23 protein-coding genes and 1 pseudogene are annotated in these 24,849 nt (G+C 72.6%); 3 read left to right on the top strand and 21 right to left on the bottom strand.

The annotated features are described in order from the left end of the window. Positions 1 to 382: 382 nt before the first annotated feature. Together AB0K07_RS29950 and AB0K07_RS29945 are read right to left on the bottom strand one after the other, a co-directional pair. Positions 383 to 808: a hypothetical protein gene (locus AB0K07_RS29950; protein WP_363760702.1), complete on the bottom strand. Its 426-nt coding sequence runs from the start codon at positions 806 to 808 to the stop codon at positions 383 to 385. A gap of 78 nt (positions 809 to 886) precedes the next feature. Next, complete coding sequence (locus tag AB0K07_RS29945; protein WP_363760699.1) at positions 887 to 1,417, bottom strand: hypothetical protein; 531 nt, start codon at positions 1,415 to 1,417, stop codon at positions 887 to 889. Positions 1,418 to 1,973: 556 nt separating this feature from the next. On the opposite strand from AB0K07_RS29945, the pseudogene AB0K07_RS29940 reads away from it, so the two are divergent. Further along, positions 1,974 to 4,120 (top strand): annotated as a pseudogene (locus AB0K07_RS29940) (M14 family zinc carboxypeptidase). Between the two features lie 197 nt (positions 4,121 to 4,317). Here the strand turns inward: AB0K07_RS29940 and AB0K07_RS29935 are convergent. Continuing rightward, positions 4,318 to 4,863, bottom strand: a complete 546-nt coding sequence (locus AB0K07_RS29935) for a hypothetical protein (RefSeq protein ID WP_363760696.1) — start codon at positions 4,861 to 4,863, stop codon at positions 4,318 to 4,320. A 139-nt stretch (positions 4,864 to 5,002) separates the two neighbouring features. Here AB0K07_RS29935 and AB0K07_RS29930 point away from each other — a divergent pair, with 139 nt between their 5' ends. Next, positions 5,003 to 5,344 carry a hypothetical protein gene (locus AB0K07_RS29930; RefSeq protein WP_363760693.1) on the top strand — a complete coding sequence of 114 codons (342 nt, stop codon included), beginning with the start codon at positions 5,003 to 5,005 and terminating at the stop codon, positions 5,342 to 5,344. Positions 5,345 to 5,358: 14 nt separating this feature from the next. Here the strand turns inward: AB0K07_RS29930 and AB0K07_RS29925 are convergent, their stop codons facing one another. The 4 genes from AB0K07_RS29925 to AB0K07_RS29910 form a co-directional block, all read right to left on the bottom strand. Beyond that, positions 5,359 to 5,826: a ribose-5-phosphate isomerase gene (locus tag AB0K07_RS29925; protein WP_363760691.1), complete on the bottom strand. Its 468-nt coding sequence runs from the start codon at positions 5,824 to 5,826 to the stop codon at positions 5,359 to 5,361. A 91-nt stretch (positions 5,827 to 5,917) separates the two neighbouring features. Next, positions 5,918 to 7,117: a DUF1015 family protein gene (locus AB0K07_RS29920; RefSeq protein WP_363760688.1), complete on the bottom strand. Its 1,200-nt coding sequence runs from the start codon at positions 7,115 to 7,117 to the stop codon at positions 5,918 to 5,920. 87 nt (positions 7,118 to 7,204) lie between these two features. Further along, positions 7,205 to 7,768 (bottom strand): hypothetical protein, encoded by a 564-nt coding sequence (locus AB0K07_RS29915; RefSeq protein WP_363760685.1) that lies wholly within the window; start codon positions 7,766 to 7,768, stop codon positions 7,205 to 7,207. A gap of 195 nt (positions 7,769 to 7,963) precedes the next feature. Further along, positions 7,964 to 8,590, bottom strand: a complete 627-nt coding sequence (locus tag AB0K07_RS29910) for a disulfide bond formation protein DsbA (RefSeq protein ID WP_363760682.1) — start codon at positions 8,588 to 8,590, stop codon at positions 7,964 to 7,966. Positions 8,591 to 8,812: 222 nt separating this feature from the next. On the opposite strand from AB0K07_RS29910, the gene pepN reads away from it, so the two are divergent. Further along, positions 8,813 to 11,362, top strand: coding sequence for an aminopeptidase N (gene pepN / locus AB0K07_RS29905; RefSeq protein WP_363760679.1), 2,550 nt, complete (start codon positions 8,813 to 8,815; stop codon positions 11,360 to 11,362). A gap of 138 nt (positions 11,363 to 11,500) precedes the next feature. On the opposite strand, the gene AB0K07_RS29900 is transcribed toward pepN, so the two are convergent. The 14 genes from AB0K07_RS29900 to AB0K07_RS29835 all read right to left on the bottom strand — a co-directional run bounded on the left by AB0K07_RS29900 (position 11,501) and on the right by AB0K07_RS29835 (position 24,707). Further along, positions 11,501 to 11,908 carry a DUF5130 family protein gene (locus AB0K07_RS29900; protein WP_363760676.1) on the bottom strand — a complete coding sequence of 136 codons (408 nt, stop codon included), beginning with the start codon at positions 11,906 to 11,908 and terminating at the stop codon, positions 11,501 to 11,503. Then, the gene (locus AB0K07_RS29895; RefSeq protein ID WP_363760737.1) at positions 11,895 to 12,179 is read right to left on the bottom strand and encodes a hypothetical protein; all 285 of its coding nucleotides are present in this window, start codon (positions 12,177 to 12,179) and stop codon (positions 11,895 to 11,897) included. The genes AB0K07_RS29900 and AB0K07_RS29895 overlap by 14 nt, the downstream gene beginning before the upstream one ends. A 72-nt stretch (positions 12,180 to 12,251) precedes the next feature. After that, complete coding sequence (locus AB0K07_RS29890; protein ID WP_363760734.1) at positions 12,252 to 13,715, bottom strand: amidase; 1,464 nt, start codon at positions 13,713 to 13,715, stop codon at positions 12,252 to 12,254. A 360-nt stretch (positions 13,716 to 14,075) separates the two neighbouring features. Next, positions 14,076 to 15,077: an amidohydrolase family protein gene (locus AB0K07_RS29885; RefSeq protein ID WP_363760673.1), complete on the bottom strand. Its 1,002-nt coding sequence runs from the start codon at positions 15,075 to 15,077 to the stop codon at positions 14,076 to 14,078. Then, positions 15,077 to 15,601 carry a 3-hydroxyanthranilate 3,4-dioxygenase gene (locus AB0K07_RS29880; RefSeq protein WP_363760670.1) on the bottom strand — a complete coding sequence of 175 codons (525 nt, stop codon included), beginning with the start codon at positions 15,599 to 15,601 and terminating at the stop codon, positions 15,077 to 15,079. Before AB0K07_RS29880 ends, AB0K07_RS29885 begins: the two co-directional genes overlap by 1 nt. Next, entirely contained in the window at positions 15,598 to 16,026 is a 429-nt protein-coding gene (locus AB0K07_RS29875) for a RidA family protein (protein WP_363760667.1), read from the bottom strand. The genes AB0K07_RS29880 and AB0K07_RS29875 overlap by 4 nt, the downstream gene beginning before the upstream one ends. Continuing rightward, entirely contained in the window at positions 16,023 to 16,796 is a 774-nt protein-coding gene (locus AB0K07_RS29870) for a fumarylacetoacetate hydrolase family protein (RefSeq protein ID WP_363760664.1), read from the bottom strand. The genes AB0K07_RS29875 and AB0K07_RS29870 overlap by 4 nt, the downstream gene beginning before the upstream one ends. Further along, positions 16,793 to 17,866 (bottom strand): 4-hydroxy-2-oxovalerate aldolase, encoded by a 1,074-nt coding sequence (gene dmpG / locus AB0K07_RS29865; protein WP_363760661.1) that lies wholly within the window; start codon positions 17,864 to 17,866, stop codon positions 16,793 to 16,795. Before dmpG ends, AB0K07_RS29870 begins: the two co-directional genes overlap by 4 nt. Next, entirely contained in the window at positions 17,863 to 18,792 is a 930-nt protein-coding gene (locus tag AB0K07_RS29860) for an acetaldehyde dehydrogenase (acetylating) (RefSeq protein ID WP_363760658.1), read from the bottom strand. The genes dmpG and AB0K07_RS29860 overlap by 4 nt, the downstream gene beginning before the upstream one ends. Then, positions 18,789 to 19,586: a fumarylacetoacetate hydrolase family protein gene (locus AB0K07_RS29855; protein ID WP_363760655.1), complete on the bottom strand. Its 798-nt coding sequence runs from the start codon at positions 19,584 to 19,586 to the stop codon at positions 18,789 to 18,791. The genes AB0K07_RS29860 and AB0K07_RS29855 overlap by 4 nt, the downstream gene beginning before the upstream one ends. A 22-nt stretch (positions 19,587 to 19,608) precedes the next feature. Continuing rightward, entirely contained in the window at positions 19,609 to 21,090 is a 1,482-nt protein-coding gene (locus AB0K07_RS29850; RefSeq protein ID WP_363760731.1) for a 2-hydroxymuconic semialdehyde dehydrogenase, read from the bottom strand. 23 nt (positions 21,091 to 21,113) lie between these two features. Next, positions 21,114 to 22,451, bottom strand: coding sequence for an NAD(P)/FAD-dependent oxidoreductase (locus tag AB0K07_RS29845; RefSeq protein WP_363760652.1), 1,338 nt, complete (start codon positions 22,449 to 22,451; stop codon positions 21,114 to 21,116). Between the two features lie 58 nt (positions 22,452 to 22,509). Then, on the bottom strand, positions 22,510 to 23,790 hold the full coding sequence (kynU, locus tag AB0K07_RS29840; protein ID WP_363760649.1) for a kynureninase: 1,281 nt from the start codon (positions 23,788 to 23,790) through the stop codon (positions 22,510 to 22,512). A 14-nt stretch (positions 23,791 to 23,804) separates the two neighbouring features. Continuing rightward, the gene (locus tag AB0K07_RS29835) at positions 23,805 to 24,707 is read right to left on the bottom strand and encodes a tryptophan 2,3-dioxygenase family protein (protein WP_363760728.1); all 903 of its coding nucleotides are present in this window, start codon (positions 24,705 to 24,707) and stop codon (positions 23,805 to 23,807) included. Positions 24,708 to 24,849: the final 142 nt, after the last annotated feature.

The following is a 24,849-nucleotide window of genomic DNA, read 5'->3' as shown; positions in this document are numbered from 1 at the left end:
CACACACCAAACACCCACTCCCTCCAACTACCACCCTTCCCGCCCCCCGGGCCCCCCCCCGCGCCCCGCGCCGGCCCGGCCCCGGCCTGCTGGCGACCTTCGGCCGGCATCGGCCGGGCCGGCCGGCCACGCTTGGAAGTCACGGGCTCGGAAGACCTCGGGGCTCCGCCCCGAACCCCGGCCCTCCTCAGAGATGCCGCCACGGATCACCTCGTCGGGCACCACAAGGGCTACCAGCCTCCCCGGACGGGGCCAAGGTCGTTCGTCCGGTAGGGCGCTCCACCTTGTCCCCGTCCGGGGAGGCTGGACGGTCTACGCCTGCCCGACGAGGAGATCCGCTAGCCATAGCCGCCTACGCCACAAGCGCACGGCAGGGCGAGGATCAGGGGATCGTGGCGAGGACGGCTAGCACACCGAACAAGGTGAGAGCAAGTGCCGCGTAACCGAGCAGTATCAATGGCCGTTTCCTGGGGTCGCGGAGGTGCCGAATGTCGCCCCGCTTCATGGGCAGAACCTCGGACAGGGCATCAAATGCCGGTGCCATGAATGCCACTATGATTGCGAAGATGAGCATCAGGGTCCATGAGCGAATGAAGGTATCTCCAGCGACAACGGCCAAGACTCGTATCTCGGCACAGGCCAGCACGAATAGGGCTACGCACATATAGATCAGGAGCATGCCTCGCCAGTTCCGTACGGGCTTCTTTGCGGCACGGATGCGGCTCGCCATTGATCTGATTTCAAGCCCCAAGGCTAAAGCGACGACAGGGATAACCTGTGCAAGCAGGGCTGCATAATCGCGGGTCACCTGGTCGATGGTAGGGGGCCGCCACAACCGCAATGCTCCGCATGGCCGTCGCTGACAGGGGATGACCGAAAGCCTGAGCTAGGACCAGAGCCGTTCAAGATGGAGAACGCCAGCAATATCAAGGCTTGTGAGAATTACGATAAAGCTTAGAATGGCGGCAGTAGACGCCAGTATCCCGCTACCAATTTCCTCTTCGACTATCGCTACGAGCACCTGTATTGCCGACAGGAATGCGGCGATCGCAGCGAGCAGAATCGGCAGCGCCATGCAAATTATTGCAACGAGAGTACCGAGTTTGATGTTGGCTGAAACCAGCACTATCCAGGCAAGCAATTCAAGCACGACAGGAATAAGGGACGCCCAGAATAATCCTGCCGCATCCTCGTTCGCATCCCTGAGTTCATTGGTCAGTGATTCCCAGCGATCCGATAGTACGCGATGCGCGCGGGAGTCTGTTCTGGGCCAGGACTTCACGTCTGCTGCCGAAGGATCTGTTTCCGCCGCTGCCCGCCTGCGGCTCTGAAGAACCTGCAGGATCGCTGCGATTGCCCCGACAACACCGGCGATAGTGCCAACGAGGGCGATCATTGGACCGTTTGCGTCCTCCACAAAGGGAAGCTTGTCACGCGAGGTCAACTTGGCCGCTCGGGCGATGGCTGTACAGCCATCCGTACAGCCAAGCCGGGCGACTACAGCACCCGCAGGTCGACGTGGGGCGACGAGCCAAGCAGGTCGGCCACAGCAGCCGACGCCGACCGACAGCAGGCTCGATCTTTGCAAGGCAGTGGTGGCGCGTACGTCGCCGTGCCAAGCACGTGCCAGTAGCCGGTTCACCGGACGGTCACCAGGGGGCACGAGCGGTCACGCACTTCCTGCCTTGACCTGGTCCACCAGGTCCTTGCCGGCGATGATCTTCGTCCTTCCAAACTGACGGTGCGGGTTCGATTCCCGTCGCCCGCTCCACAGTTCCCGGCCCAGGTCCGCGGCGTTCTCGCCGCACCTGGGCCGCTCTCGTCTCAGCTCTCTGTGATCCCGCCTGTCACTGCTACGGCTCGGCGGTCCGGAGCGGCACCCGTGCGCGGCACTTACCGATCTTTTCCTTGACAGGTATCGATCCATGGGCTGGTGTAAGGACCAGACCCATTGACGTCCGTCAGGAGGGCACATGATCGTCCGACGACGGTGGACAGCTGCCGCCACCACAGCGATCCTGGTCAGCGCGGTGCTGTCCCATCCCGGTCCGGGCTCCGCGGCACCCGCCGCCCCGGCCACACCGGTCACCCTGACCGCCACCGAGACCGCTCTGGTCCGGGTGCAGCTACGCGATCAGGCTCAGCTCGACCGCCTGGTCGCCACCGGCGCCGACCTGGCCAACCGACCCCGGGCCCGGGACGGGCGGATCCTCGCCGACCTCGTGCTGACCGGCGCCCAGCTCGCCGACCTGACCGCGCAGGGCGCCACCGCCGTGCAGATCGTGCAGCGCGCCGGGGACGGCGACCGGCACTACGCCGAGAGCGTCCGCGCGGCGCAGGCGCGCACCGCCGCCGGGCTGCGCGCGCCGGCCGCCGGCCAGCGGAGCACCGCCGCCGCGACGGCCGTGGACACCCTCCAGGTGCAGCAGGCGTACTGGTGGACCACGAGTGGGCAGACGTTCCTGCAGGCCCAGGTGGCCACCACCGCCACCGACGACCCGGACGTGGAGATCACGGTCAGCTGGCGGACGGCCGACGGCGCCACCGGTTCGTTCCCGCTGTCCCGGTTCGAGGACTCCGGCGAGTACCAGTACCACTACGCGCTCCCCCAGCCGGTGCCGAACCGGCCGGTCCAGCTGACCGCCACCTCCAGCCTGGGCGGGGTCAGCCGGGCGGTCACGCCGGCGCTCTGGCCGAACGCCACCCCGCCGCCGCTGCCGGACGGCTACCAGAAGGACTTCATCGACGCGTACCTGACGCCGGTGGACATCCGCGGATCAAGCGGCTGGCTCGTCAGTACCGGGACCTGGTGGACGTCATCGACCTGCCGAACCAGACCCAGGGGTACCGGCGCAATGCCGTCGCGTACCTGGGCGACCCGGCGGTGGCCGCCGTGGTGGTCGAGTCGGTCCGCTTCGGCGACCAGGGCATGAACGGTGTGCAGGTGCGGACCGTCGACCCGGGCCGGCGGAACCGGCCGCTGACCGTCGCCTACCGCGACCGCGTCCTCACGGTCTCGCTCGCCACCGACACCGCCGGCAAGACGGTGAGCACCACCGACGAGGTCGCGGCGGCGATCAACGCGCGCCAGTCGAACCGGTTCCGGGCCACCGTCGAGGACGGCTCGGCCGGGCTGCCCATGCCGGTCGCCGGCCCCGCCCGGCTCGACGACGGCCTCCAGGGCACCGAGGTGCCGGCGCGACCGTGGACGGTCCAGGCGCTGCGCCTCGGCGTGCACCGGGACGGCTCCCGGGTCGGGGTGCTGGCGTACTCCCAGGAACACGCCCGCGAGTGGGCCACGCCGCTGGTGACGCTGGAGTTCGCCGAGCGGATGCTGGCCAACGCCCGCACCGACCCGGCCACCCGGGAGTTGCTGGAGCAGGTCGACGTCTTCGTCATCCCGACCGTCAACCCGGATGGCGCGAACTACTCGTTCAACGACTACAACTTCCAGCGCAAGAACCTGGTCAACCACTGCACCGGGCCGGCCCGCGACCCGAAGAACCGCAACTCGTGGGGCGTCGACATCAACCGCAACTACACCGTCGGGTCGTACTTCGACGGCTACGTGGGCGCCAGCGCCAACTGCCTCTCCGGCACCTACGCGGGCACTGCGGAGCTCTCCGAGACGGAGAGCCGCAACGTGATCGCGCTCGCCCAGGCCCACCCGAACATCAAGTTCGCGATGAACGTGCACTCCTACGGCGGGTACTTCATGTGGCCGCCGGGGGCGTACCGGGCCGACGGGCGGATCACCCTGCCCCGGCCGTCGATCGACGAGTCGAAGATGTTCCTGGACAGCGCCCGGCGGATCGTCGGCGCCATCGCCCAGGAGCGCGGGACGGTCACCTGGCCGTCGCAGACCGGGCCGGTGGCCGACGTGCTCTACTCCGCCGCCGGCAACTCCGCCGACCAGCTCTACTACGAGTTGGGCATCTTCGCCTGGGACTTCGAGGTCGGCAACGACCGGTGGAACCCGACCACCGGCGAGTGGGAGGGCGTCGGCTTCCAGCCGCCGTTCGACGAGGCGCACGGCGAGGCGCAAGAGTACGCCGGCGGCCTGGTCGAGCTGGTCCGTTTGGCCCGCGACTACGCTGCCGCCCAGCCCGCCGCCGGCTGATCGTCGCGCCAGTGCCGCGCCCGGCTCCCGGGCGTGGCACTGGCGCCCCGGGAGCCACGTGGCCAGGGGCGTACCAGTCGGACCGGCCGGCCACGGATGAACCGTGGCCGGCCGGGTAGACAGCGGCCTTGCCTGGTGGGGAGACGACCGGGCGCCCGGGCGGGCGGCGTTGGCGCAGCCCGCCCGGGCGTACCCGATCAGTTGTTCGAGATCCAGTTCCAGGCGGAGACGACCCACTCGGTCTGCTGGAGCCAGGCCACGCCGAGGCCGGCGAGGAAGACCGCGGTCGCCAGGTGCGCGCCGCGTGCGCTGCGCCGGACCCGCCCGAGCTGCCGCTCCAGCACCACCCTGCCGACCAGCCGGGCCAGCGCGAACAGACCAACCGCCACCAGCAGGCTCAGCACCAGCACCAGCAGCGGGCCGGTCAGGTCACCCTGACCGGAGAGCGCCCAGATCCCCCAGCACACGAACGCGAAGAGCCCGGCCGCCGCGCTCCACTCGCCGCCGCGACGCAGCTGCGCCAGACGCCAGCTCAGCGGCCGGCGCGGCTCCGGCTGGCCCGGCCAACCGGTGCCGGTCGGGTGCTGGTCGACGGTCGGGAACGGCTCGGTCCGTGGGCTGCGCGGCTGACCCACCGGAGCCACGCCCCGGCGGAACCCGTCCCGCTGCGGCGGCACCTCGACGCCGGCCTGCGGTGGCACCTCCACGGTCCGCTCCGCCCACGGCTGCGTCTGGTCTGCCATCTCGTCCTCCCCCTGACCGGCGACACCACCGCCGCCTGGATCCGAGGGTAGCCAGCCGGCAAATCGGTCGCCGAGGCCGTCCGACGCGGCCCGGCACGACCGGTGCCGAATCCCACCCGGCGCGAGGTACGGTCGGCGGATGGGTGACCCGGACCGACGACGACGGCGGCTGCGCCACCACCCCGACCCCGACCTGGCCGGGAGGGGTGGCGACGGCCCGACGGCCAGCACGGCCGGCGTGCACGACGGCACCGATCCACCGCCCCGCCGACGAGGCCCGGCCAACGACGAGCGCGACGGTGAGCGTGGGCTGCGCGGGCTGGTCGGCTCCGGCTCGTCGCAGGTGGGGCTGAGCGCCGCGCTGCGGGCCCGGGACGGGGCCCGGCCCACCGACGACGACCTGGCCGAGGCGGAGGCCCGGGTGGTGGTCGTCCGGCGCAACTGGGTGCCCCGCGAGGAGCTGCCCCGCTCGCCGCGCTGACCGCCCGGATCAGGTCAGGGCAGGTCGGGCAGCTCCCGGGTCTGCTCGTACTCGGCCACCTGGGCGATCCGGCGGGCGTGCCGCTCGTTGCCGGAGAACGGCGTGTTCAGGAACGCCTCGACGATGGCGGTGGCCTCGTCCAGGGTGTGCTGGCGGGCGCCGACCGCGACCACGTTGGCGTCGTTGTGCTGGCGGGCCAGCTGAGCGGTCTCGACGTTCCAGGCCAGCGCGGCACGGATCCCGGCGACCTTGTTCGCGGCGATCTGCTCACCGTTGCCGGACCCACCGATGACCACCCCGAGGCCGGTGCCGTCGGCCACCACCCGGTCGCCGGTGTGCAGGCAGAACGTCGGGTAGTCGTCGTCCGGGTCGTAGCTGTGCGGACCGACGTCGACCACGTCGTACCCCTGCTTGGCCAGGTGGTTGGCCAGGTGCACCTTCAACTCGAAGCCGGCGTGATCGGATCCCAGGTAGACGCGCATACCGGGAAGTCTGTCAGGCCGGTGGCGGGGACGCCGCAGGGGCGGCGTCCCCGAGCCGGGTTCGTCACACGGCCGTGCGGAAGGCGGTCGCTCAGCGGGGCAGCTCGGCGACCACGAGGCCGCCGCGCGCCTTCGGCGTGAACCAGGTGCTCTTGCGGGGCATCTTCTCGCGGGCCAGGTTCACCGCGACGAAGTCCGCCACGGTCACCGGCGCGATCAGGATCGCCAGCTCGGCACGGCCGGCGTCGACCTCCCCGGTGAGCCAGCTCGCCGGGTAGTCACCACCCACGTAGGTGATCCGCTTGTCGCCCGGGTCCAGGCCCAGCGCGTCGCGCAGCAGCAGCCGCTCGACCAGGGCGTGGTCCAGGTTTTCCAGGCGGCCGTCGGCGGTGCCGGGCAGGCGCACCGCGTACCCCTGGCCGGGCAGCCGGAGGTGGACGGTGCCGCCGTCCGCCGGGACCCCGACCGGGCCGTCGATCGGCTCGACCTCGGCGCCCGCCGCGCGCAGCCGGTCCAGCAGCTCGTCCGGCGTGGTGGTCAGCTCGCTGACCAGCCGGTTGTAGGGCTGGATGGCCACCGAAGCGGGCGTGGTCACCACGGCCAGGAAGCGTGGCAGCCCGCCGGTCTGGGCGGCCAGGCTGCGGTGGTTGCCGTCGGCGACGACCAGCTCCCCGCCGCCGGCGAGGGCGGTCAACTCGTCCTGCTCCGGGCCGGGGCCGAGCAGCCAGATGGCGTGGGTGCGCCCCGCCTGGTCGGTGTCCGTGGCGGCGGGCGCGCCGGCCGCCTCGGTCGCCGCCGCGAGCGCGGCGTGCAGCTCGTCGCCGCGCCCGGTCTGGAGCAGGAGTACGGGCGAGAGCAGGTGACCGAGCGCCTCGGCCAGCGCCACCCGCTCACGCACCTTGGCGATGAAGACGTCCTCGTTGCGGATCACCAGGCCGGGCTCGTCGGCCCGCGTGGAGATCTGGTCGGTGTCGACCATCGCGAACAGCCCGTACGCCGGCTCGTCGCCCGGTGCGCTGATCCGGTAGAGCACCACCACCTGCTCGGCGGGGGTGTAGCTGCCGTCGGCCTTGGCCTCGGCGAGCCGGGCCACGGCGTCCGGCAGCGCGTCGAGGAACGACTTCCCCTGGCTCTCCGGCGCCCGGTGCGGCATCTCGATGCCGAGGGCACTGTGCGGGTTCGCCTCGATGATCGCGGTGATCTCCGCATCGTCGGCGAACTCGTCGTAGTTCTGCGCGCCGGTGCCGCCGGTGGTGATCCAGGCCCGGGCGATCGGATGTACGACCGTCATGCCCGCTGACGCTACCGGCGCCAGCGTCGTGGGTAGCGGGGACCCGCGCGGCGTCCACCAGATGAAAGCGCCGGAGCAGGCGGGCGGTCAGCCGGCGCGGCCGGAGGTGCCGTTGTGGCGGCGGTGCCGGCCGGCAGCGGCCGGCCCGCCGTTGCCCCGCCGGCCGGTCGCGGCCGGCCCGGTCGTCGCGTTGCGGCGGGGGGCCGCGGGCGGCCCCGGCACGGGCCGCGGCTCGTGCGGCGGCGCCGGTACGGGTCGCGGGTTCGGCGGCGGCGTCGGTACCGGACGCGGCGCGGCGGGCGCCGGCGGGGGCGGCGCGGGTTCGGCCGGCGCGGCCGCCGACGGCACGACCGGTGCCGGAGCCGACGGGGCGGGAGCCGACGGGGACGGGGCCGACGGTACGGCCGGCGCGGGAGGCACCGGAGAGTCGACGGGTGCGGTGTCGCCGGGCGGGGTCAGGCGGGAGGTGACCGGGACCCGGGCCACCCCGACCACGATGGGCGGGGCCAGCAGGTCCACCAGATGGGCGGGCAGATCGGGGCGGACGGCCGGCCAGCGGGAGTCGTCGACCGACCAGTAGGCCGCACCGGGAGTCTCGATCACCCCCTGCCGGGTCAGCTGATCGTCACCGGACGCACGGTGCTTGGCCATCGGGAATGCCTCCACGAGCTGCGGGGTGCGGCCCTGCGGGTCGCTGCGGCGGACACCGAGGGAAACGACGCCGCCCGCCCAGCGGTGACGCCGGCACCGTTCCCGGCTCCCGGCGGCGCACCCGGCGTCCGACGCGACGCGCCCCCGCCCGGACAGCCGACGGTGTCCGGAACGGGGGCGCGGGGCGGCAGTGGATCAGTCGAAGATCGGGCCCTGCTCGCGGGTGCGCTTGAGCTCGTAGAAGCCGGGGGTGCCGGCGACCAGCAGTACGCCGTCCCAGAGCCGGCCGGCCGCCTCACCCTTCGGCGCCGGCGTGATCACCGGGCCGAAGAACGCCACCGGGCTGCCGTCCGGGCCGGGCGCGTGGACGACCGGGGTGCCGACGTCCTGCCCGACCGGCCGCATGCCGGCCTCGTGGCTGGCCCGCAGCGCCTCGTCGTAGTCGGTGCTGTCGGCGGCAGCGGCCAGCGCCGGGTCCAGGCCGGCGTCGGTCAGCGCGGCGACGTAGAGCTCCTGGCCCCGCTCCTCCTTGCCGAGGTGGATCCGGGTGCCGAGGGCGGTGTAGAGCCGGCGCAGGACGTCGCCGCCGTACCGCTGCTCGGCGGCGATGCAGATCCGCACCGGGCCCCAGGCGGTGCTCAGGAACGTCTTGTACTCCTCGGGCAGCTCGTCCCGGCCCTCGTTGAGCACGGCCAGGCTCATCACGTGGAAGCGGATGTCCACGTCACGGACCTGCTCAACCTCGAGCAGCCAACGGGACGTGATCCACGCCCACGGGCAGGCCGGGTCGAACCACATGTCGGCGGTGACACGTTCGGTCACGGTGAGGTCCCTTCGCGACAGGGTGACGCCGGCAATCCGGCGTCTCCCCGAATCTTCACCCCCGCCCGCACCGGACGGCACCCGAATCGGAGCGTGACCTCGGCCACCGCCGGCTGCCGGTACATGGAAGACTCGGATCCGGACCGGCCGCCGCGAGCGGTCGGCGGACGGGCGCCGCCGGGCGTACGGCGAGATGTGGGATGGAGACGAACAGTGCCGGGAGTGCGCAACCTGACGCAGGTCGAGGCGACCGAGCGGGCCCGCCTGCTCGACGTGACGGGGTACGACATCAGTCTGGACCTGTCGACCGCCGTACTGGCGGCCGACGGTCGCACGTTCCGGTCGACGACCGAGGTCCGGTTCCGCTGTGCCGAGCCGGGTGCGAGCACGTTCATCGAGGTGGCCGCCGATGCGGTGCGCTCCGCCACGTTGAACGGCGCTCCGGTCGACCTCTCCGACTGGTCGGCCGAGAAGGGCCTGACCCTGTCCGGTCTGGACAGCGACAACACCCTGGTGGTCGACGCCGACTTCGCCTACTCCAACAGCGGGCAGGGGCTGCACCGCACGGTCGACCCCGTGGACGGCGAGACGTACCTCTACAGCCAGTTCGAGACGGCCGACGCGCAGCGGGTGTTCGCCTGCTTCGACCAGCCGGACCTGAAGAGCGTGTACACGTGGCACGCCACCGTGCCGGCGCACTGGCGGGTGGTCTCCAACATGCCGATGCAGCGGGAGGAGCCGGCGGGTGAGGGGCTCAAGACCCTGCACTTCACCGAGTCGCCCCGGATGAGCACCTACATCACGGCACTCTGCGCCGGGCCCTACCACGAGGTGCGCGACACCCACGACGGCATCGACCTGGGTGCGTTCTGCCGGGCGTCGATGGCGCCCTACCTCGACTCGGACGACCTGTTCCTGATCACCAAGCAGGGCTTCGACTTCTTCCACGAGAAGTTCGGGGTGCGCTACCCGCTGCCGAAGTACGACCAGCTCTGGGTGCCCGACTTCAACGCCGGCGCGATGGAGAACTTCGGCTGCGTGACGCACGCCGAGTCGCACTACCTGTTCCGCTCGCAGGTCACCGACTTCGAGTACGAGCAGCGCGCCAACACGATCCTGCACGAGCTGGCCCACATGTGGTTCGGCGACCTGGTGACCATGCGCTGGTGGAACGACCTGTGGCTGAACGAGTCGTTCGCCGAGTGGGCCAGCCACTGGTGCAACACCAACGCCACCCGGTTCACCGAGGCGTGGACGACGTTCCTGTCCATCCGGAAGAACTGGGGCTACCGGCAGGACCAGCTCTCCTCCACGCACCCGGTCTACACCGAGATGCCGGACATGGAGGCGGTGGAGGTCAACTTCGACGGCATCACCTACGCCAAGGGCGCGAGCGTGCTCAAGCAGCTCGTCGCGTACGTGGGTGAGGAGCCGTTCGTGGCCGGGCTGCGGGCGTACTTCGGCAAGCACGCCTGGGGCAACGCCACCTTCGACGACCTGCTCACCGAGCTGGAGGCGGCCTCCGGCCGCGAGCTGCGCAAGTTCGCTGCGCAGTGGCTGGAGACCGCTCAGGTCAACACGCTGCGGCCGGAGGTGACGATCGGGGCGGACGGCACGTACCAGCGGGTGGTGGTCCGGCAGGAGGCGCCGGCCGCGTTCCCGACGCTGCGAACGCACCGGATCGGCGTGGGCCTGTACGACCTGACCGACGGGCGGCTGGTCCGCCGCGAGCGGCACGAGGTGGACGTGACCGGCGAGCGGACCGAGATCGCCGAGCTGAGCGGCGTCCGGGCGGCCGACGTGCTGCTGCTCAACGACGACGACCTGAGCTACACCAAGCTGCGCCTCGACGACCGGTCGATGGCCACCGTCGTGCAGCACATCGGTGGCTTCGAGTCGTCGCTGGCCCGGGCGCTGTGCTGGACGGCGGCGTGGGACATGATCCGGGACGCCGAGCTGGCGGCCCGCGACTACGTGGCGCTGGTGCTCACCGGGCTGCCCGCCGAGACCGACATCAACCTGGTCACCGCCACCCTGCGGCAGGCGACCACCGCGCTCACCCTCTACGCCGACCCGGCCTGGGCGCCGACCGGCTGGGCCGACCTGGCCCGCACGGCGAAGGACGCGCTCGCCGCCGCCGAGCCGGGCAGCGGGTTCCAGCTGGCCTGGGCCCGGGCGTACGCCTCGGCGGCCCGCTCGGACGACGACCTGGCCACCCTGCGGGGCTGGCTGGACGGCTCCGGCGTGCCGGCCGGGCTGACGGTGGACACCGAGCTGCGGTGGGCGGTGCTCGGCGCTCTGGTAGCCAACGGTGCGGCCGGCGCGCCCGAGATCGAGTCCGAGCTCGCGGGCGACCGCACCGCCAGCGGCGAGCGGGAGGCCGCGTACGTGCACGCGCTGGTGCCGACCGCGGAGAACAAGGCCGCCGTGTGGGCGCTGCTGACCGGCCCGGACGCGCTGCCCAACTGGCGGCACCGGGCGCTGCTGCAGGGCTTCGCCCACCCGACGCAGGTCGAGCTGGTCGCCCCGTACCGGGAGCGGTACTTCGCGGCGGTCAGTCAGGTGTGGGCCACCCGGGACAGCGAGCCGGCCCAGGAGTTCGCCCAGTTGGCGTACCCGACGTACCTGGTGGAGGACGACACGGTGGCGGCCACCGACGCGTGGCTGACCGGTGACGGGCACCCCGGCCCGCTGCGCCGGCTGGTCGCCGAGGGCCGTGACGGCGTGGTGCGGGCGATCAGGGCCCGCGCGAGGGACGCCCAGAGCGCCTGATCAGCGGTACCCGACCGGGGGGTCGGCGTGGGCGGGAGCCCGCGTCGGCCCCTCGAGCGTCTGGCCCCGCTGAACCAACCCGCACAGACCGAACCCCGGCCCGCGGGAAGCGGACCGGGGTTCGTCGTACGTGTGGGATCAGCCCTTGCCGGCGTGGCTGGCGAGCTGGTCGAGGCCGTTGATGATGCCGCCGGCCAGGTCACCCCCGCTGAACGCCCCGACCATGGAGAGCGCGGCCAGCTTGGCGTACGTGTCGGGGATGCGCTTGCGGGCGTGCCGCCCGGTGACGACCTCCAGCTGACGCTGGTTGGGCGACACCGCGATCAGCACCGACTTGTCGGGGTCGGCGAGCTGGCGGTGCAGCCGCTGGGCGTGCTCCCGGACCGGCTCGTCGAGACCACCGACGAAGACCGAGAAGACCAGGCCGGTGCCCTGGTCGGCCAGGCGCAGCGCCTCGTCGATGCGCAGCAACTGCCGGGTCGAGAACGGCCCGTCCAGCACCTCGGGCGGGTTCTCCGTCCGGGTCTGCTCCTCACCAACGGTCACTTGCGCCTCCGGTTCCACCGGCCGGCGCCTGAACGCTGGCCTGCTCAAGCTTCTGGCTGGTCAGCGCGGGCGCCTGCGCGCCCGCCGTCAGCGCGGTGCCGGCCGAGTCGGCCAGCTGCTCCGGGCGGCCCAGGAACCAGACCGGAGTGAAGTCGAAGGGCCGGCCCGGCCGGTAGCGCTTGGCGCCACCACGGCCGCCGCGGCCGCCGGCGTACACCAGACCGGCGATCACCAGCACCGCGGCCGCCGGGATGCCGACGAAGACCAGCAACGTCTCGGTAACAGACAATCCCAACGCCCCCAGGCGGAAGAAGGACCTCGAACAACCGGGTCGGTTGAACGATCATGATGGCGATCGGTCGACTCCGTCGCCTTTCACGTTAGCGGAGTCGACGGCTCGCCAGATTGCGGGGTGCCGATCCCATCCGTCACTGGAGTTCTCCAGTTGCGCAGCCGCCGCGACGAGCCGTGCGTCGTCGCCGTACCGCCCGGTGAGCAGCACCCCGACGGGCAGGCCGTCGGTGGTCGTGCCCACCGGCAGGGACACGGAGGGATCGCCGGTGACGTTGAAGATGGCGCAGTAGGGCGAGAACCGGCGTTGCCTGTCGAAATCGGCCGCCGGGTCGCCGTCCGCCGTGAACCAGCCGACGGGCGCCTGCGGTGCGGCCAGGGTGGGACAGAGCAGCAGGTCGCAGCCGGCGGTGCGGCGGGCGCCCAGGCGGACCTGCGCCTGCAACTCGCCGAGGGTGGCGGCCAGGGTGCCGGCGGAGATCTCGGCGCCCCGGGCCCGCAGCAGTCGGGTCAGCGGCAGCAGCTCCGACTCCATCGGGGGAGGCACCGGGGCGAGCGCCAGCACGTACCAGATGACCTCGAACAGCGGCCAGGCCTCCGGCCCGAGCGGCGGCGGCACCTCGACCACCTCGTGGCCGGCTGCGGTGAGCAGCGCGGCCGCCCGGTCCACGGCGGCCACGCAGTCCGGGTGCACCGGCTCGTCGGCGAGCATCGGGGTGGTGAACCGGCCGATCCGCAGCCGGCCGGGCTCGGCCCGGCGGGCGGCGCCCAGGTAGCCGTCGGGCGGCGCGGCCGGCGGCAGGTAGGGCTCGCCGGGCACCGGCACGGCCATGACGTCGAGCAGCGCCGCGACGTCGGTGACGGTCCGCCCGAGCGGCCCGCTGGTGGGCAGGCCGAACGCGCCGGAGCCGAGCGGCCCGCCGGAGACCAGGCCGCGGCTGGGCTTGTAGCCGACCAGGCCGCAGAGCGACGCCGGGATGCGCAGCGAGCCGCCGCCGTCGGAGCCCTGGGCGACCGGGACCAGCCCGGCCGCCACCGCCGCCGCCGCGCCGCCGCTCGACCCGCCGGCGGTGTACGCCAGCTGCCACGGATTGCGGGCCGGTGGCGCGACCCGACCCTCCGAGTAGAGCGAGCAGCCCAGCTCCGAGGTGGTCGTCTTGCCCAGGCTCACCAGGCCGGCGGCCTTGATGAACCGGACCACGTCGGCGTCGACCGGCGGGACGAAGTCCACGAAGGCAGCCGACCCGAAGGTGGTGCGGACCCCGGCGGTGAGGGTGAGGTCCTTGATCGCGGTCGGTACGCCGTGCAGCGGGCCCCGCTCCCCGGCGGGCACGGCGTCGGCCGCGCGGGCCGCCTCCCGGGCCAGTTCCGGAGTGACCGTGACGAACGCGCCGACCGTGTCGCCGATCGCCGCCACCCGGCGCAGGTGGTGCTCGACCAGGTCCGCACTGGACAGCTCGCCACGGGCTACCGCGGCGGCCTGCTCCAACGCGGTCAGGTCGTGCATTTCGGCCATCCCGTCATCCTGCCGGCCGCCGGCCTCCGGTGCACTCGTCACGCGCCGACGATCAGCAACCGGCCGCCACCGGTCCACCCTCGAGCGCCCCGCCGCTCGCCGCCGCTGCCGCCGCCCGAACCGCCCCCGATCGCCCCGCCGCCCCCGCCGCCCCGCCGGGCCGCCGGGCCGCCGGGCCGCCGGGCCGCTGACAGTTCCCCATGCGGCCTTTGCTCTGCTTCAACGCACGCAACAGCGGACGTCCGATATCCGGACGGCCGGTGGTGCGTGGAGTGAAGCAGAGCAAAGGCTGTCGAGGCGGTTGGGGAAGGCCGTCACCGGCGGTGGGCGACCGCCGACGCACCAGCGGGCCGACCGCGCTCAGCCGTGCAGGAAGCGCAGGGCGTTGGTGGAGAGGAGCTTGTCGCGCTGATTGGCCGTGAGGAAATCGGCCCCGCGGACGAGAGCGCCCGCCGGCCGCTCACCCAGGGGGTACGGGTAGTCGCTGCCGACCAGCACCCGGTCCTCCCCCATCGTGTCGACCAGCAGCCGCAGCGCGGGCGGCGCGAAGACCACCGAGTCGACGCTGAACCGATCGACGTAGCTGCTGGGCGGGCCGGCGGACGCGCCACGGACCAGGTCGCCGCGGCGGTGCCAGGCGTTGTCGGCGCGGCCGAGCCAGAACGGGAAGCTTCCGCCGCCGTGCGCGAAGCAGATCCGCAACGTCTCCGGCACCCGGTCGAAGACGCCGCCCAGGATCATCGCCAGCACCGACAGGTGTGTCTCGGCGGGCATCCCGGTGAGCCAGCGGGCCATCCACCGGTCCAGCCGGGGACCGCCCGGCATGTCCCACGGGTGGACGAAGACCGGCGCGCCCACCTCGGCGCAGTGCTGGAGGAAGGTGACCACGCCGCCGTCGTCCAGATCCCGGTCGCCAACGTGGTTGCCGATCTCCACGCCGACGTGTCCGGCGGCCAGGCAGCGGTCCAGTTCGGCGCAGGCGGCGTCCGGGTCCTGCAACGGCACCTGGCAGAACGGCACCAGCCGGTCCCCACCGGCGGCGGTGACCTCCAGGGTCAGGTCGTTGAAGATCCGGGCGACCTTCACCGCCTGGTCCGCCGGACGGTCGTAGCTGAAGAAGACCGGGGTGGGCGAGACGACCTGCACGTCCACGCCGTCCGCGTCCATGTCGGCCAGTCGGCTCGACGCGTCCCAGCACTCGGCGCCGACCGGGCGGAACTCCGACTCCCCCACCATGATCATCGCGGCCCGCTCGGAGTCGACCCGCAGCCAGGGCCAGCCGGACCCGCCGCACGCGGCGCCCAGGTCCGGCCATCCCTTCGGTACGACGTGCGTGTGCACGTCGACCACGCCTGCCGGCATCAGCCCTTGCCCGGGTGCAGCGTGCCGCAGTTGGCGCAGGTGCGCGCGGCCTCATCGGCGTAGAACGCCTGGAACACCGGCGGCAGGTCGGCGGCGATGTCCCGCACCTGCAACTCCACCTCGTGCACCTTCTGCCCGCACTCCGGGCAGTACCACTGGAACGTCTCCAGCGTGCCCTCCTCACGGACCCGCTCGACCACCACGCCGATCGAGCCCGCCTCGGGCCGCTGCGGCGAGTGCGGGGTGTTGCGCGGCAGCATCCACATCTGACCCTCGCGCACGTGCACCGTACGCGGCCCCTCCGGGGTCATCAGGTTGATGTGCATGTTGCCCTTGACCTGGTAGAAGAACTCCTCGTACGGGTCCACGTGGAAGTCGGTGCGCTGGTTGGGCCCGCCCACCACCATCACGATGAAGTCGTCCCCGCCGGGGAACATCTCCTTGTTGCCGACCGGCGGCTTCAACAGGTGCTGGTTCTCCGCGATCCATCCCGGAAAGCTGAACGGCTCGGCGATCTCACTCACGACTGACCTCCCGAGGGAAGAAGGGCCACGGCCTGGATCTCGATGAGCAGGTGCGGGTGCGGCAGCTGGTGCACCGCCACCGTCGTGCGGGTCGGCCCCGACGCGTCGAAGAACTCCGCCCACACCTCGTTGTAGCCACCGAAGTCATTCATGTTGACCAGGTACGACGTCACCTGGACGAGGTCGCTCAGGTCGGCGCCGACCGAGCGCAGCAGATCCCGGACGTTCTCGATGACCGCCCGCGTCTGCACGCGGATGTCGAGGTTCGTCGTGCCGAACTCGTCCACCTCGACCCCGGCGAACGAGTTGTCCGGGCGCCGCGACGACGTACCGGAGACGAAGACGAACCCGCCCGCGACCTTGACGTGCGGGAACGCCCCCCGCGGCGTGGCCTTGCCGGCCACCACCCGCGCGCCGCCGCTCACGCCGACGCCTTCAACGACGCCGTGCCAAGCTTCTCCACGACCGCACGGACATGGGCACCGGGACGCAGCGGCACCGCGGCGGTGGCGGCGCCGGCCAGGAAGACCCACCCGGACTCCAGGCGCACCCCGTGCCGGCCGGCCAGCCGGATGCCCTCGTCGAGCGCCCGGCGCGGATCGCCGAGGATCGCCGCCGTCGAGCCGACCTGAACGACCCGTCCGTCGACCTCCAGCAGCACGCCGAGGTTGTCGAGCCCGGCCGGCACCGGCGACCACGGCCCGATCACGAACGCGGCGGCCGAGGTGTTGTCGGCGATCACGTCCGGCAGGGAGAACCGGAAGTCGGCGTACCGGGAGTCGATCAGCTCGATGGCCGGGGCGACCGCGCGGACCGCCGTGGCGAAGTCGCCGACCGGCTCGCCCGGCTCGGGCAGCCGGTCGAGCAGGAACGCCACCTCCGGCTCGACCCGGGGGTGGATGTACGCGGCCGGGTCGACGACGCCGCCGTCGGGCACCCGCATCGCGTCGGTGAGCCGCCCCCAGATCACCTCGTCCACGCCGACCTGGGCCATCTTCGCCCTGCTGGTCAGGCCCATCTTCAGGCCGACCAGCCGCTCGCCGGCGTCGAGGCGGCGCTGCACCAGCGCCGCCTGCACCGCGTAGGCGCCCGGCACGTCCAGCCCCACCTCGGCGGCGAGCTGCGGAATGGGGGTGGCGGTGCCGGCGGCGGCGCCCAGCTTTGCCGCGATACCCGCGGTGTCCACGCCGATCATCGGGTGATCTCCTCTGCACGCTGGCCCACCAGGTCCAACGCCACGTCCACGATCATGTCCTCCTGGCCGCCGACCATCCGTCGCCGACCCAGCTCGACCAGGATCGACCGGACGTCGACGCCGTACTTCGCGGAGGCCCGTTCGGCGTGCCGCAGGAAGCTGGAGTAGACCCCGGCGTAGCCGAGGGAGAGCGTCTCCCGGTCCACCTGGACCGGCCGGTCCTGCAACGGGCGGACCATGTCGTCGGCGGCGTCCATCAGCGCGAACACGTCGCAGCCGTGCTTCCAGCCGTGCAGCTCGGCGACCGCGACGAAGACCTCCAGCGGCGCGTTGCCGGCGCCGGCGCCCATGCCTGCGAGGGAGGCGTCCACCCGCACGGTCCGGCCGTGCGCGGCGTCCGGGCCGGCCGGCGCGGACCCGGTGACCCGGCCGTGCTCGACGGCGAGGACGCTGTTGGCCACCCCGAGGGACAGGTTGTGGTGGGCGTGGATGCCGATCTGCGTCTCCGGCTCCAGCACCTGCCGGTACGCGTCGACCCGCTGCGCCACGTCGGACATCAGCAGCCGGCCCCCGGAGTCGGTGACGTAGACGCAGTGCGCCCCGTACGACTCCATGAGCTTGGCCTGCCCGGCCAGCCCGGCCGGGTCGTTCATGTGCGACATCATCAGGAACCCGGCCACGTCCATGCCGTTCTCCCGCGCCCAGGAGATGTGCTGCGCGGAGATGTCGGCCTCCGTGCAGTGGGTGGCGATGCGGACGCTGGTCACCCCGAGGGCCTTCGCCGCCTTCAGGTCGGCGATGGTGCCGATGCCCGGCAGCAGCAGGGTGGTCAGCTTCGCCGTGGTCAGCACCTCGGCGGCAGCCGAGATCCACTCGGCGTCGCTGGCCGCGCCGTGGCCGTAGTTGACGCTGGAGCCGGCGAGCCCGTCGCCGTGCGCCACCTCGATGGCGGCCACCCCGGCGGCGTCCAGCGCGGCGGCGATGGTGCGCACCTGCTCGACCGTGTACCGGTGGGCGATGGCGTGCATGCCGTCGCGCAGCGTCACGTCCTGGATGTACAGGTCCGTCATCGTGCGATCACCTCACGCCGCGCGACCAGCCGCTCCGCGGTGCGCAGCGCGGCGGAGGTCATGATGTCCAGGTTGCCGGCGTACGCCGGGAGGTAGTGCCCGGCCCCGGAGACCTCCAGGAAGACCGACACCTGCAACGCGGTGAGCTGCCGCCCGAGCGTCGGCAGGTACGCCTCGACCCGGTCGAACTGCACGTCCTGCTTGAGCCGGTAGCCGGGGACGTACTCCTGCACCGTCGCCACCATGTCCGCCACGGAGGCGGCGATGGCGGCGGTGTCGGCGTCGGCGTCCGGGCAGAGGCAGTAGACGGTGTCGCGCATCAGCAGCGGCGGGTCCGCCGGGTTCAGCACGATGATCGCCTTGCCCCGCTCGGCGCCGCCGACCACCTCGATGGCCCGGGCCGTCGTCTCGGTGAACTCGTCGATGTTGGCCCGGGTGCCCGGCCCGGCCGAGCGGGACGCGATCGACGCGACGATCTCCCCGTACGCGACAGGGGTGACCCGGCGCACCGCGGCGACGATCGGCACGGTCGCCTGCCCACCGCAGGTCACCATGTTCACGTTCGGCTCGTGCAGGTGCTCGTCCAGGTTGACCGGCGGCACCACGTACGGGCCGAGGGCGGCCGGGGTCAGGTCGACCACCGTCCGACCGTGCGCGCGCAGCACCTCGTCGTGGCGCCGGTGCGCGCCCGCCGACGTGGCGTCGAAGACCAGCTCGACGTCGGCGAACTCCGGCATCGCGACCAGCCCGTCCACGCCCTCGGCGGTGGTGGCCACGCCGAGCCGGCGGGCCCGTGCCAGGCCGTCGGACGCGGGGTCGATGCCGGCCATCGCCACCATCCGCAGGCTGTCGCTGAGCCGCAACACCTTGATCATCAGGTCGGTGCCGATGTTGCCGGAACCGAGCACCGCCACGCCGGTGGTCATTGGCCACCCTCCTTGCTGAAGCAGGTCCGCACCGAGCCGAGCCCGGAGATCCGCGCCTCGTACGCCGCCCCCGGGGTGACCGGCACCATCGGGCCGAGCGCCCCGGAGAGCACCACGTCCCCGGCGCGCAACGGATCGCCGGCGCGGGCGAGGGTGCCCGCCAGCCAGTGCAGGGCGTGCAGCGGATTGCCCAGACAGGCCGCGCCCGCGCCCACCGAGACCGGCTCACCGGCGTGCTCCAGCACCATCCCGCAGAGCCGCAGGTCGACGTCCGCGAGCCGGCGCGGCGTGGTGCCGAGCACGAAGAGCCCGCTGGAGGCGTTGTCGGCGACGGTGTCCACGATGGAGATGTCCCAGGAGGCGATCCGCGAGTCGACGATCTCGATCGCCGGCAGCACGTGGTCGACGGCGCGGACCAGGTCGACCGTGGTGATCCGCGGCTCGGTCAGATCCCGGTCGAGCACGAACGCGATCTCCGCCTCGACCCGTGGCTGGAGCAGCCGGTCGATGGCCACCTCGGCGCCGTCGGCGACGGCCATCGCGTCGGTCAGCAGCCCGAAGTCGGGCTGGAAGACCCCGAAGCTCTCCTGCACGGCCCGGGACGTCAACCCGATCTTCGCGCCGACCCGGCGCTCGCCCTGGCCCTGCCAGGCCCGCGACTGGAGCTGCTGCACGCGGTACGCCGACTCGACGTCCCCCTCGGCCAGCAGCCGGCCGCGCAGCGGCGGGCACGGCTTGCCGGTGCTGCGGGCCTCGGCCAGCTCCCGGTTCGCCGCCTCGATGTCAGCTCTCATGCCCGCTCCTCGCTGCGGCGGCTCACGACAGGTCCACGCAGACGTTGGTGAGTTCGGAGTAGAAGTTCAGGGAGTGCACGCCGCCCTCGCGGCCGATGCCGGACGCCTTCACCCCGCCGAACGGGGTGCGCAGGTCGCGCAGGAACCAGGTGTTGACCCAGACGATGCCCGCGTCCAGCCGGAGGCCCGCCTGGTGGGCGCGGCCCACGTCCCGGGTCCACACCGTCGCCGCCAGCCCGTACTCGGTGCCGTTGGCCAGCGCGTACGCCTCGTCCTCGGTGTCGAACGGCGCGACGTGCACCACCGGGCCGAAGATCTCCTCGCGGTTGGTGCGGGCGTCCGGGCCGAGGCCGGTGAGCACCGTCGGCTGCACGTACGACCCGCCGTCGCGGGCGTCGGAGAAGGTGGGTGTGCCGCCGCCGGTCAGCACCTCGGCGCCCTCGGCGCGGGCCAGCTCGTAGTGCCCGAGCACCTTGGCCCGGTGCTGGTGGGAGATCAGCGGCATGGTGGCCGTCGCCTCGTCGGCCGGCCAGCCGTACGCCAGCTCGCCGGCCCGCTTCGCCAGCCGGGCGGTGAACTCCTCGAAGACCGGACGCTGGACGTAGAGACGTTCGGTGCAGAGGCAGACCTGCCCGCCGTTGGTGAAGCTGGAGCGCACGGAGCCGGCCACGGCGGCGTCCAGGTCGGCGTCGGCGAAGACCAGACCGGCGTTCTTGCCACCCAGCTCGAAGCTCACCGCCTTCACCCCGTCGGCGGCGGCCCGCATGATGGCGCCGCCGGTGGCCGACTCACCGGTGAAGGTGATCGCGTCCACCCCGGGGTGGCGGGTGAGGAACTCGCCGGCGGAGTCGGGCCCGAACCCGTGCACCAGGTTGAACACCCCGGCCGGTACGCCGGCGGCGGCCATCACCTCGGCGAGCACTGTCGCCGACGCGGGCGTCTCCTCGCTGGGCTTGACCACCACCGCGTTGCCGCAGGCCAGCGCGGGGGCGACCTTCCAGGTGAGCAGCAGCAGCGGCAGGTTCCACGGCACGATCACCGCGACCACGCCGACCGGCTTGCGGACCGCGTAGTTGAGTGCCCGGCCGCCGGTCGGGGTGACCGTGGTGAACGACTCGGTGGGCGCGGTCGCCACGATCTCGGCGAACGCCCGGAAGTTCGCCGCGCCCCGGGGGATGTCCAGCGTGCGGGCCTGGGCGATGGACTTGCCGGTGTCGGCGACCTCGGCGGTGACCAGGTCGTCGAAGCGGCGTTCCAGCTCGTCGGCGACCCGGCGCAGCACCTCGGCGCGTTCCCGCTCCCCCATCCGGCCCCACGGCCCGCGCAGTGCGGCCCGGGCGGCGGCCACCGCGTCGTCCACCGTGGACCTGGACGCCTCGGTCACCTCGAAGACCGGTTCCCCGGTCACGGGGCTGACCTTGGTGAACGACGAACCGCCGTCGACGAAGTCGCCGCCAACGAAGTTGCGCAGCCGCGGCGGCCCGGCCGGCGCCCGGCCGGCCATCAGTCGCGGATCCCAGCTGCCGGTCATGCGCGCCTCCCTCGGCTGAGCGCCGCGCCGATCGCGCCGACCAGCAGCAACGCGGCGCCGCCGGCGAGCACGCCGAGCGCCCGGTGCTGCCGGCGGACCCGGCGGCGCACCTCGGCGTACGGGGTGGTGGAGAAGGACACCAGCTCGTACTGGGAAACGTACCGGCCGGGCAGCGCCCGTTCCAGTGCGTGCTCCACCCGCCGGCCGAACTGGAAGACCGGGGAGGCGACCTTGTCCCGCATCTCCACGAAGTTGGTCAACGCCATCTGCGCGATCGCCTCGGCGTTCTCCTGCCGCCGGCGCTGGAACAGCGGCAGCGCCGCCGCCCAGTCGTCGGCGCACTCGTCGAGACAGTGGTCCAGCTCCACCACGTCCTCGAAGGCACAGTTGGCGCCCTGGCCGTAGAACGGCACGATGGCGTGCGCCGCGTCGCCGAGCAGGCCGACCATGCCGTCGACCTGCCAGGGTGTGCAGCGGACCGTGCCGAGCACACCCACCGGGTTGTGCTGGTAGTCGTCCACCAGGTGCGGCGCCAGCGGGATCAGGTCCGGGTAGTGCTGGGCGAAGTGCTCCTCGATCGCGGCCGGGCTGTCCAGGGCGGCGAAGCTGCCGGCGCCCTCGTTGGGCCAGAACAGCGTGCAGGTGAAGGAGCGGTCCGGGTTGGGCAGCGCGATCATCATCGACGTGCCGCGCGGCCAGATGTGCAGCGCGTCCGGGTCCAGGGCGAAGTCCCCGCCCAGCGGCGGCAGGGTCAGCTCCTTGTAGCCGTAGTCGAGGAAGTCCACGCTCTCGCGCAGCAGCCCGTGTGCCAGCAACTGCCCGCGCACCGCGGAGCCCGCGCCGTCGGCGCCCAGCACCACCGACGCCTTGGCGGTGACCGGGCCCTGCGGGGTGTCGAAGCTCAGGCCGCCGTCGGTCGGGTCGAGCCCGACCAGCCGGTGGTCGAAGACGATCCGCACGCCGGGCAGCGCGGCGGCCGCGTCCAGCAGGGCGTTGTTCAGCGCACCCCGGCTGATCGAGTTGATCGCCCGGTCACCGGCCGCGCTGTACGACTGGAACTGCGGCTCCCCCTCGACCGGGTGGATCATCCGGCCGCGCATCGGCAGCGCGTCGGTCATCACATGCTCGGCCAGGCCGATCCGGCGCAGCGCGTCCAGCCCGCGCTCGGAGAGCGCCAGGTTGATCGAGCGGCCCCGCTCCGCCGTGCCGGTGCGCGGGTCCGGCCGGCGCTCGTAGAGCGCCACCGGGTAGCCGCGCCGGGCCAGGAAGCAGGCGGCCAGGCACCCGGCCAGGCCGGCGCCGATGATCGCGATCTCGTCGCGGCGGGACGTCATGCTGGACCATCTTTCGGTCGCGACTGCGGGGCTCGCAACCCCGGCTCACTCCTCGCGCTCACCGGGACACCTGCCCGACCGTCGCGGCGAGCGCGGCGGCGGCCCGCCAGCAGTCGTGGTAGGTGGAGTAGAGCGGCACCGGGGCGAACCGGACGACGTCCGGCTCCCGGGCGTCGGCGATGACGCCGTGTTCGTGCCGCAGCCGCTTGGTCAGCTCGGCGGCGCTGCCGGTGGCGAGCCGCACCGAGAGCTGGCAGCCGCGCCGGGCTGGGTCGCGCGGGGTGACGACGCGCAGCGGCCGGTCGGCGGTGACGTCGTCGAGCAGCTGCTCCAGCCAGCCGGTGAGCCGCAGGCTGCGGGCACGCAACGCCGGCATGCCGACCGCGTCGAACAGCTCCAGCGAGGTGCGCACCGGGCCCATCGCGAAGATCGGCGGGTTGGAGATCTGCCAGGCTTCCACGGTGGCCGGTGGCCGGGACACCGGGGTCATCTCGAACCGGGTGGCGGCCGCGGTGCTCCACCAGCCCTCGAAGCGGGGCAGATCGGGGTCGCCGAGGTGCCGCTCGTGCACGAAGACACCGGCCAGCGCCCCCGGCCCGGAGTTCAGGTACTTGTAGGAGCACCAGGCGGCGAAGTCGACGTCCCAGTCGTGCAGGGCCAGCGGCACGTTGCCGACCGCGTGCGCCAGGTCCCAGCCGACCACCGCGCCGGCCGCCCGGCCGGCGGCCGTGATCGCCGGGATGTCCAGCAGCTCGCCGGTGAGGTAGTTGACCCCGCCGAGCAGCACCAGCGCCACCCGGTCGCCCTCGGCGGCCAGGTAGCCGGTCACGTCCTCGGTGCGCAGGGCGTCCTCACCGGGGCGCGGACGCAGCCGGACCACGGTCTCGTCCGGGTCCAGGCCGTGGAACCGAGCCTGGCTGCGCACCGCGTAGCTGTCCGAGGGGAACGCGGAGTCCTCGATGACGATGCGGGTGCGGGCGCCGGCCGGGCGGTAGAAGCTGACCATCAGCAGGTGCAGGTTGACCGTGAGCGAGTTCATCACCACGGTCTCCGCGGGGAGGGCGCCGACCAGTCGGGCCGCCGGCGCCGTCAACAGCTCGTGGTACGGCAGCCAGGCCCGCTCCGCCTCCAGGTGCCCCTCGACGCCGAGCCGCTGCCAGGCGTCCAGGTCGGCGAGGAGTTCGTCGCGGGTGGCACGGGGTTGCAGGCCGAGCGAGTTGCCGGCGAGGTACGCCGACTCGGGGTGGCTGCCGCCGTCGGCCGGCGGAACGTGGAACAGGTGCCGGTGGCCGGGGTCGGCCTCGTCGAGGCGATGTGCTTCTTGTTCAGGGGTGTGCATGTCTCGCTCTCCGGTCACATCGCGGTACGGGCCGACCACAGCTCGGGGAAGACCACCCGGGCCATGCTGCGCTGCAACCATGCCAGGCCGGCAGAACCTCCACTGCCGACCTTCGCGCCCATCGTCCGCTGCACCGCCTTGACGTGGTTCCAGCGCCAGTCGCCGAACTCCTCGGCGACACCGCTCAGCGCCTCGCCGAGCAGCCGCAGGTGGTTGTCCGGGCCGGCGTCCGCGTAGATCCGTACCCAGGCCGCCTCGACCGACGGCTGCGGGTCGTGCTCGACGGCCACGTCCCGGTCGAGCAGATCGGCGGGGAGGTCGAAGCCGCGCCGGGCGAGCAGCGCGAGCACATCGTCCCAGAGGCTCGGGGCGGCCAGCGCGGCGCTCAGCGCGGCGTGCACCTCGGTCTGCCGGCGGAACGGGCGGATCAGCGTCGGGTCGCGCAGGCCGAGCAGGAACTCCAACTGCCGGTACATGGCCGACTGGAAGCCGGACGCCTCGCCGAGCAGGTTGCGGAACCGGTTGAAGTCGGCCGGGCTCATCCAGCGCAGGCCCTGCCAGGCGGCGTTGAGGCCCTCCAGGTGCAGCTTCGCTCGGCCCAGCGGGGCCAGCGCCTCCCAGACCTGGTCCGCGCGGATCAACCGCTGGGTCTCCCGCAGCTCGTGGCAGGTCAGCCCGAAGTACAGCTCCATGATCTGGCTGACCATCAGGAAGGACATCTCGCCCGGGTCACTGCTGAGCGGGTGCTGCATCTTGTGCAGGGCGCTGGCCTGGACATACGCGTCGTACGGCACCATGTCGGCGAACTCCAGCGTCGGCTCGCCGCCGGTGCGCGCCGCCTGGGCCGCCCGCTGCCGCGGGGTCACCGGTCGCACCGTGGCGGGGCGGTTCGGCGCCCGCCGCTCCGTCTGATCCACCATTGGTCTCCCTCCCCCGGACTTGCCGACGTCATGATCTCGCGGTCAGATCGGCGTACGGAATGCCGGATCAACGGCTCTCGCCCTGCTCAACTGCCGAACCGAAGGCAGCTAGGCGAATTCGGTTCACGAAAGTAAGGTC

It is taken from the genome of Micromonospora sp. NPDC049301 (assembly GCF_040678715.1).
Lineage (GTDB): Bacteria > Actinomycetota > Actinomycetes > Mycobacteriales > Micromonosporaceae > Micromonospora.
Note: the sequence above shows the minus strand (reverse complement) of the source record. Positions and strands in the feature narration are given on the sequence as shown.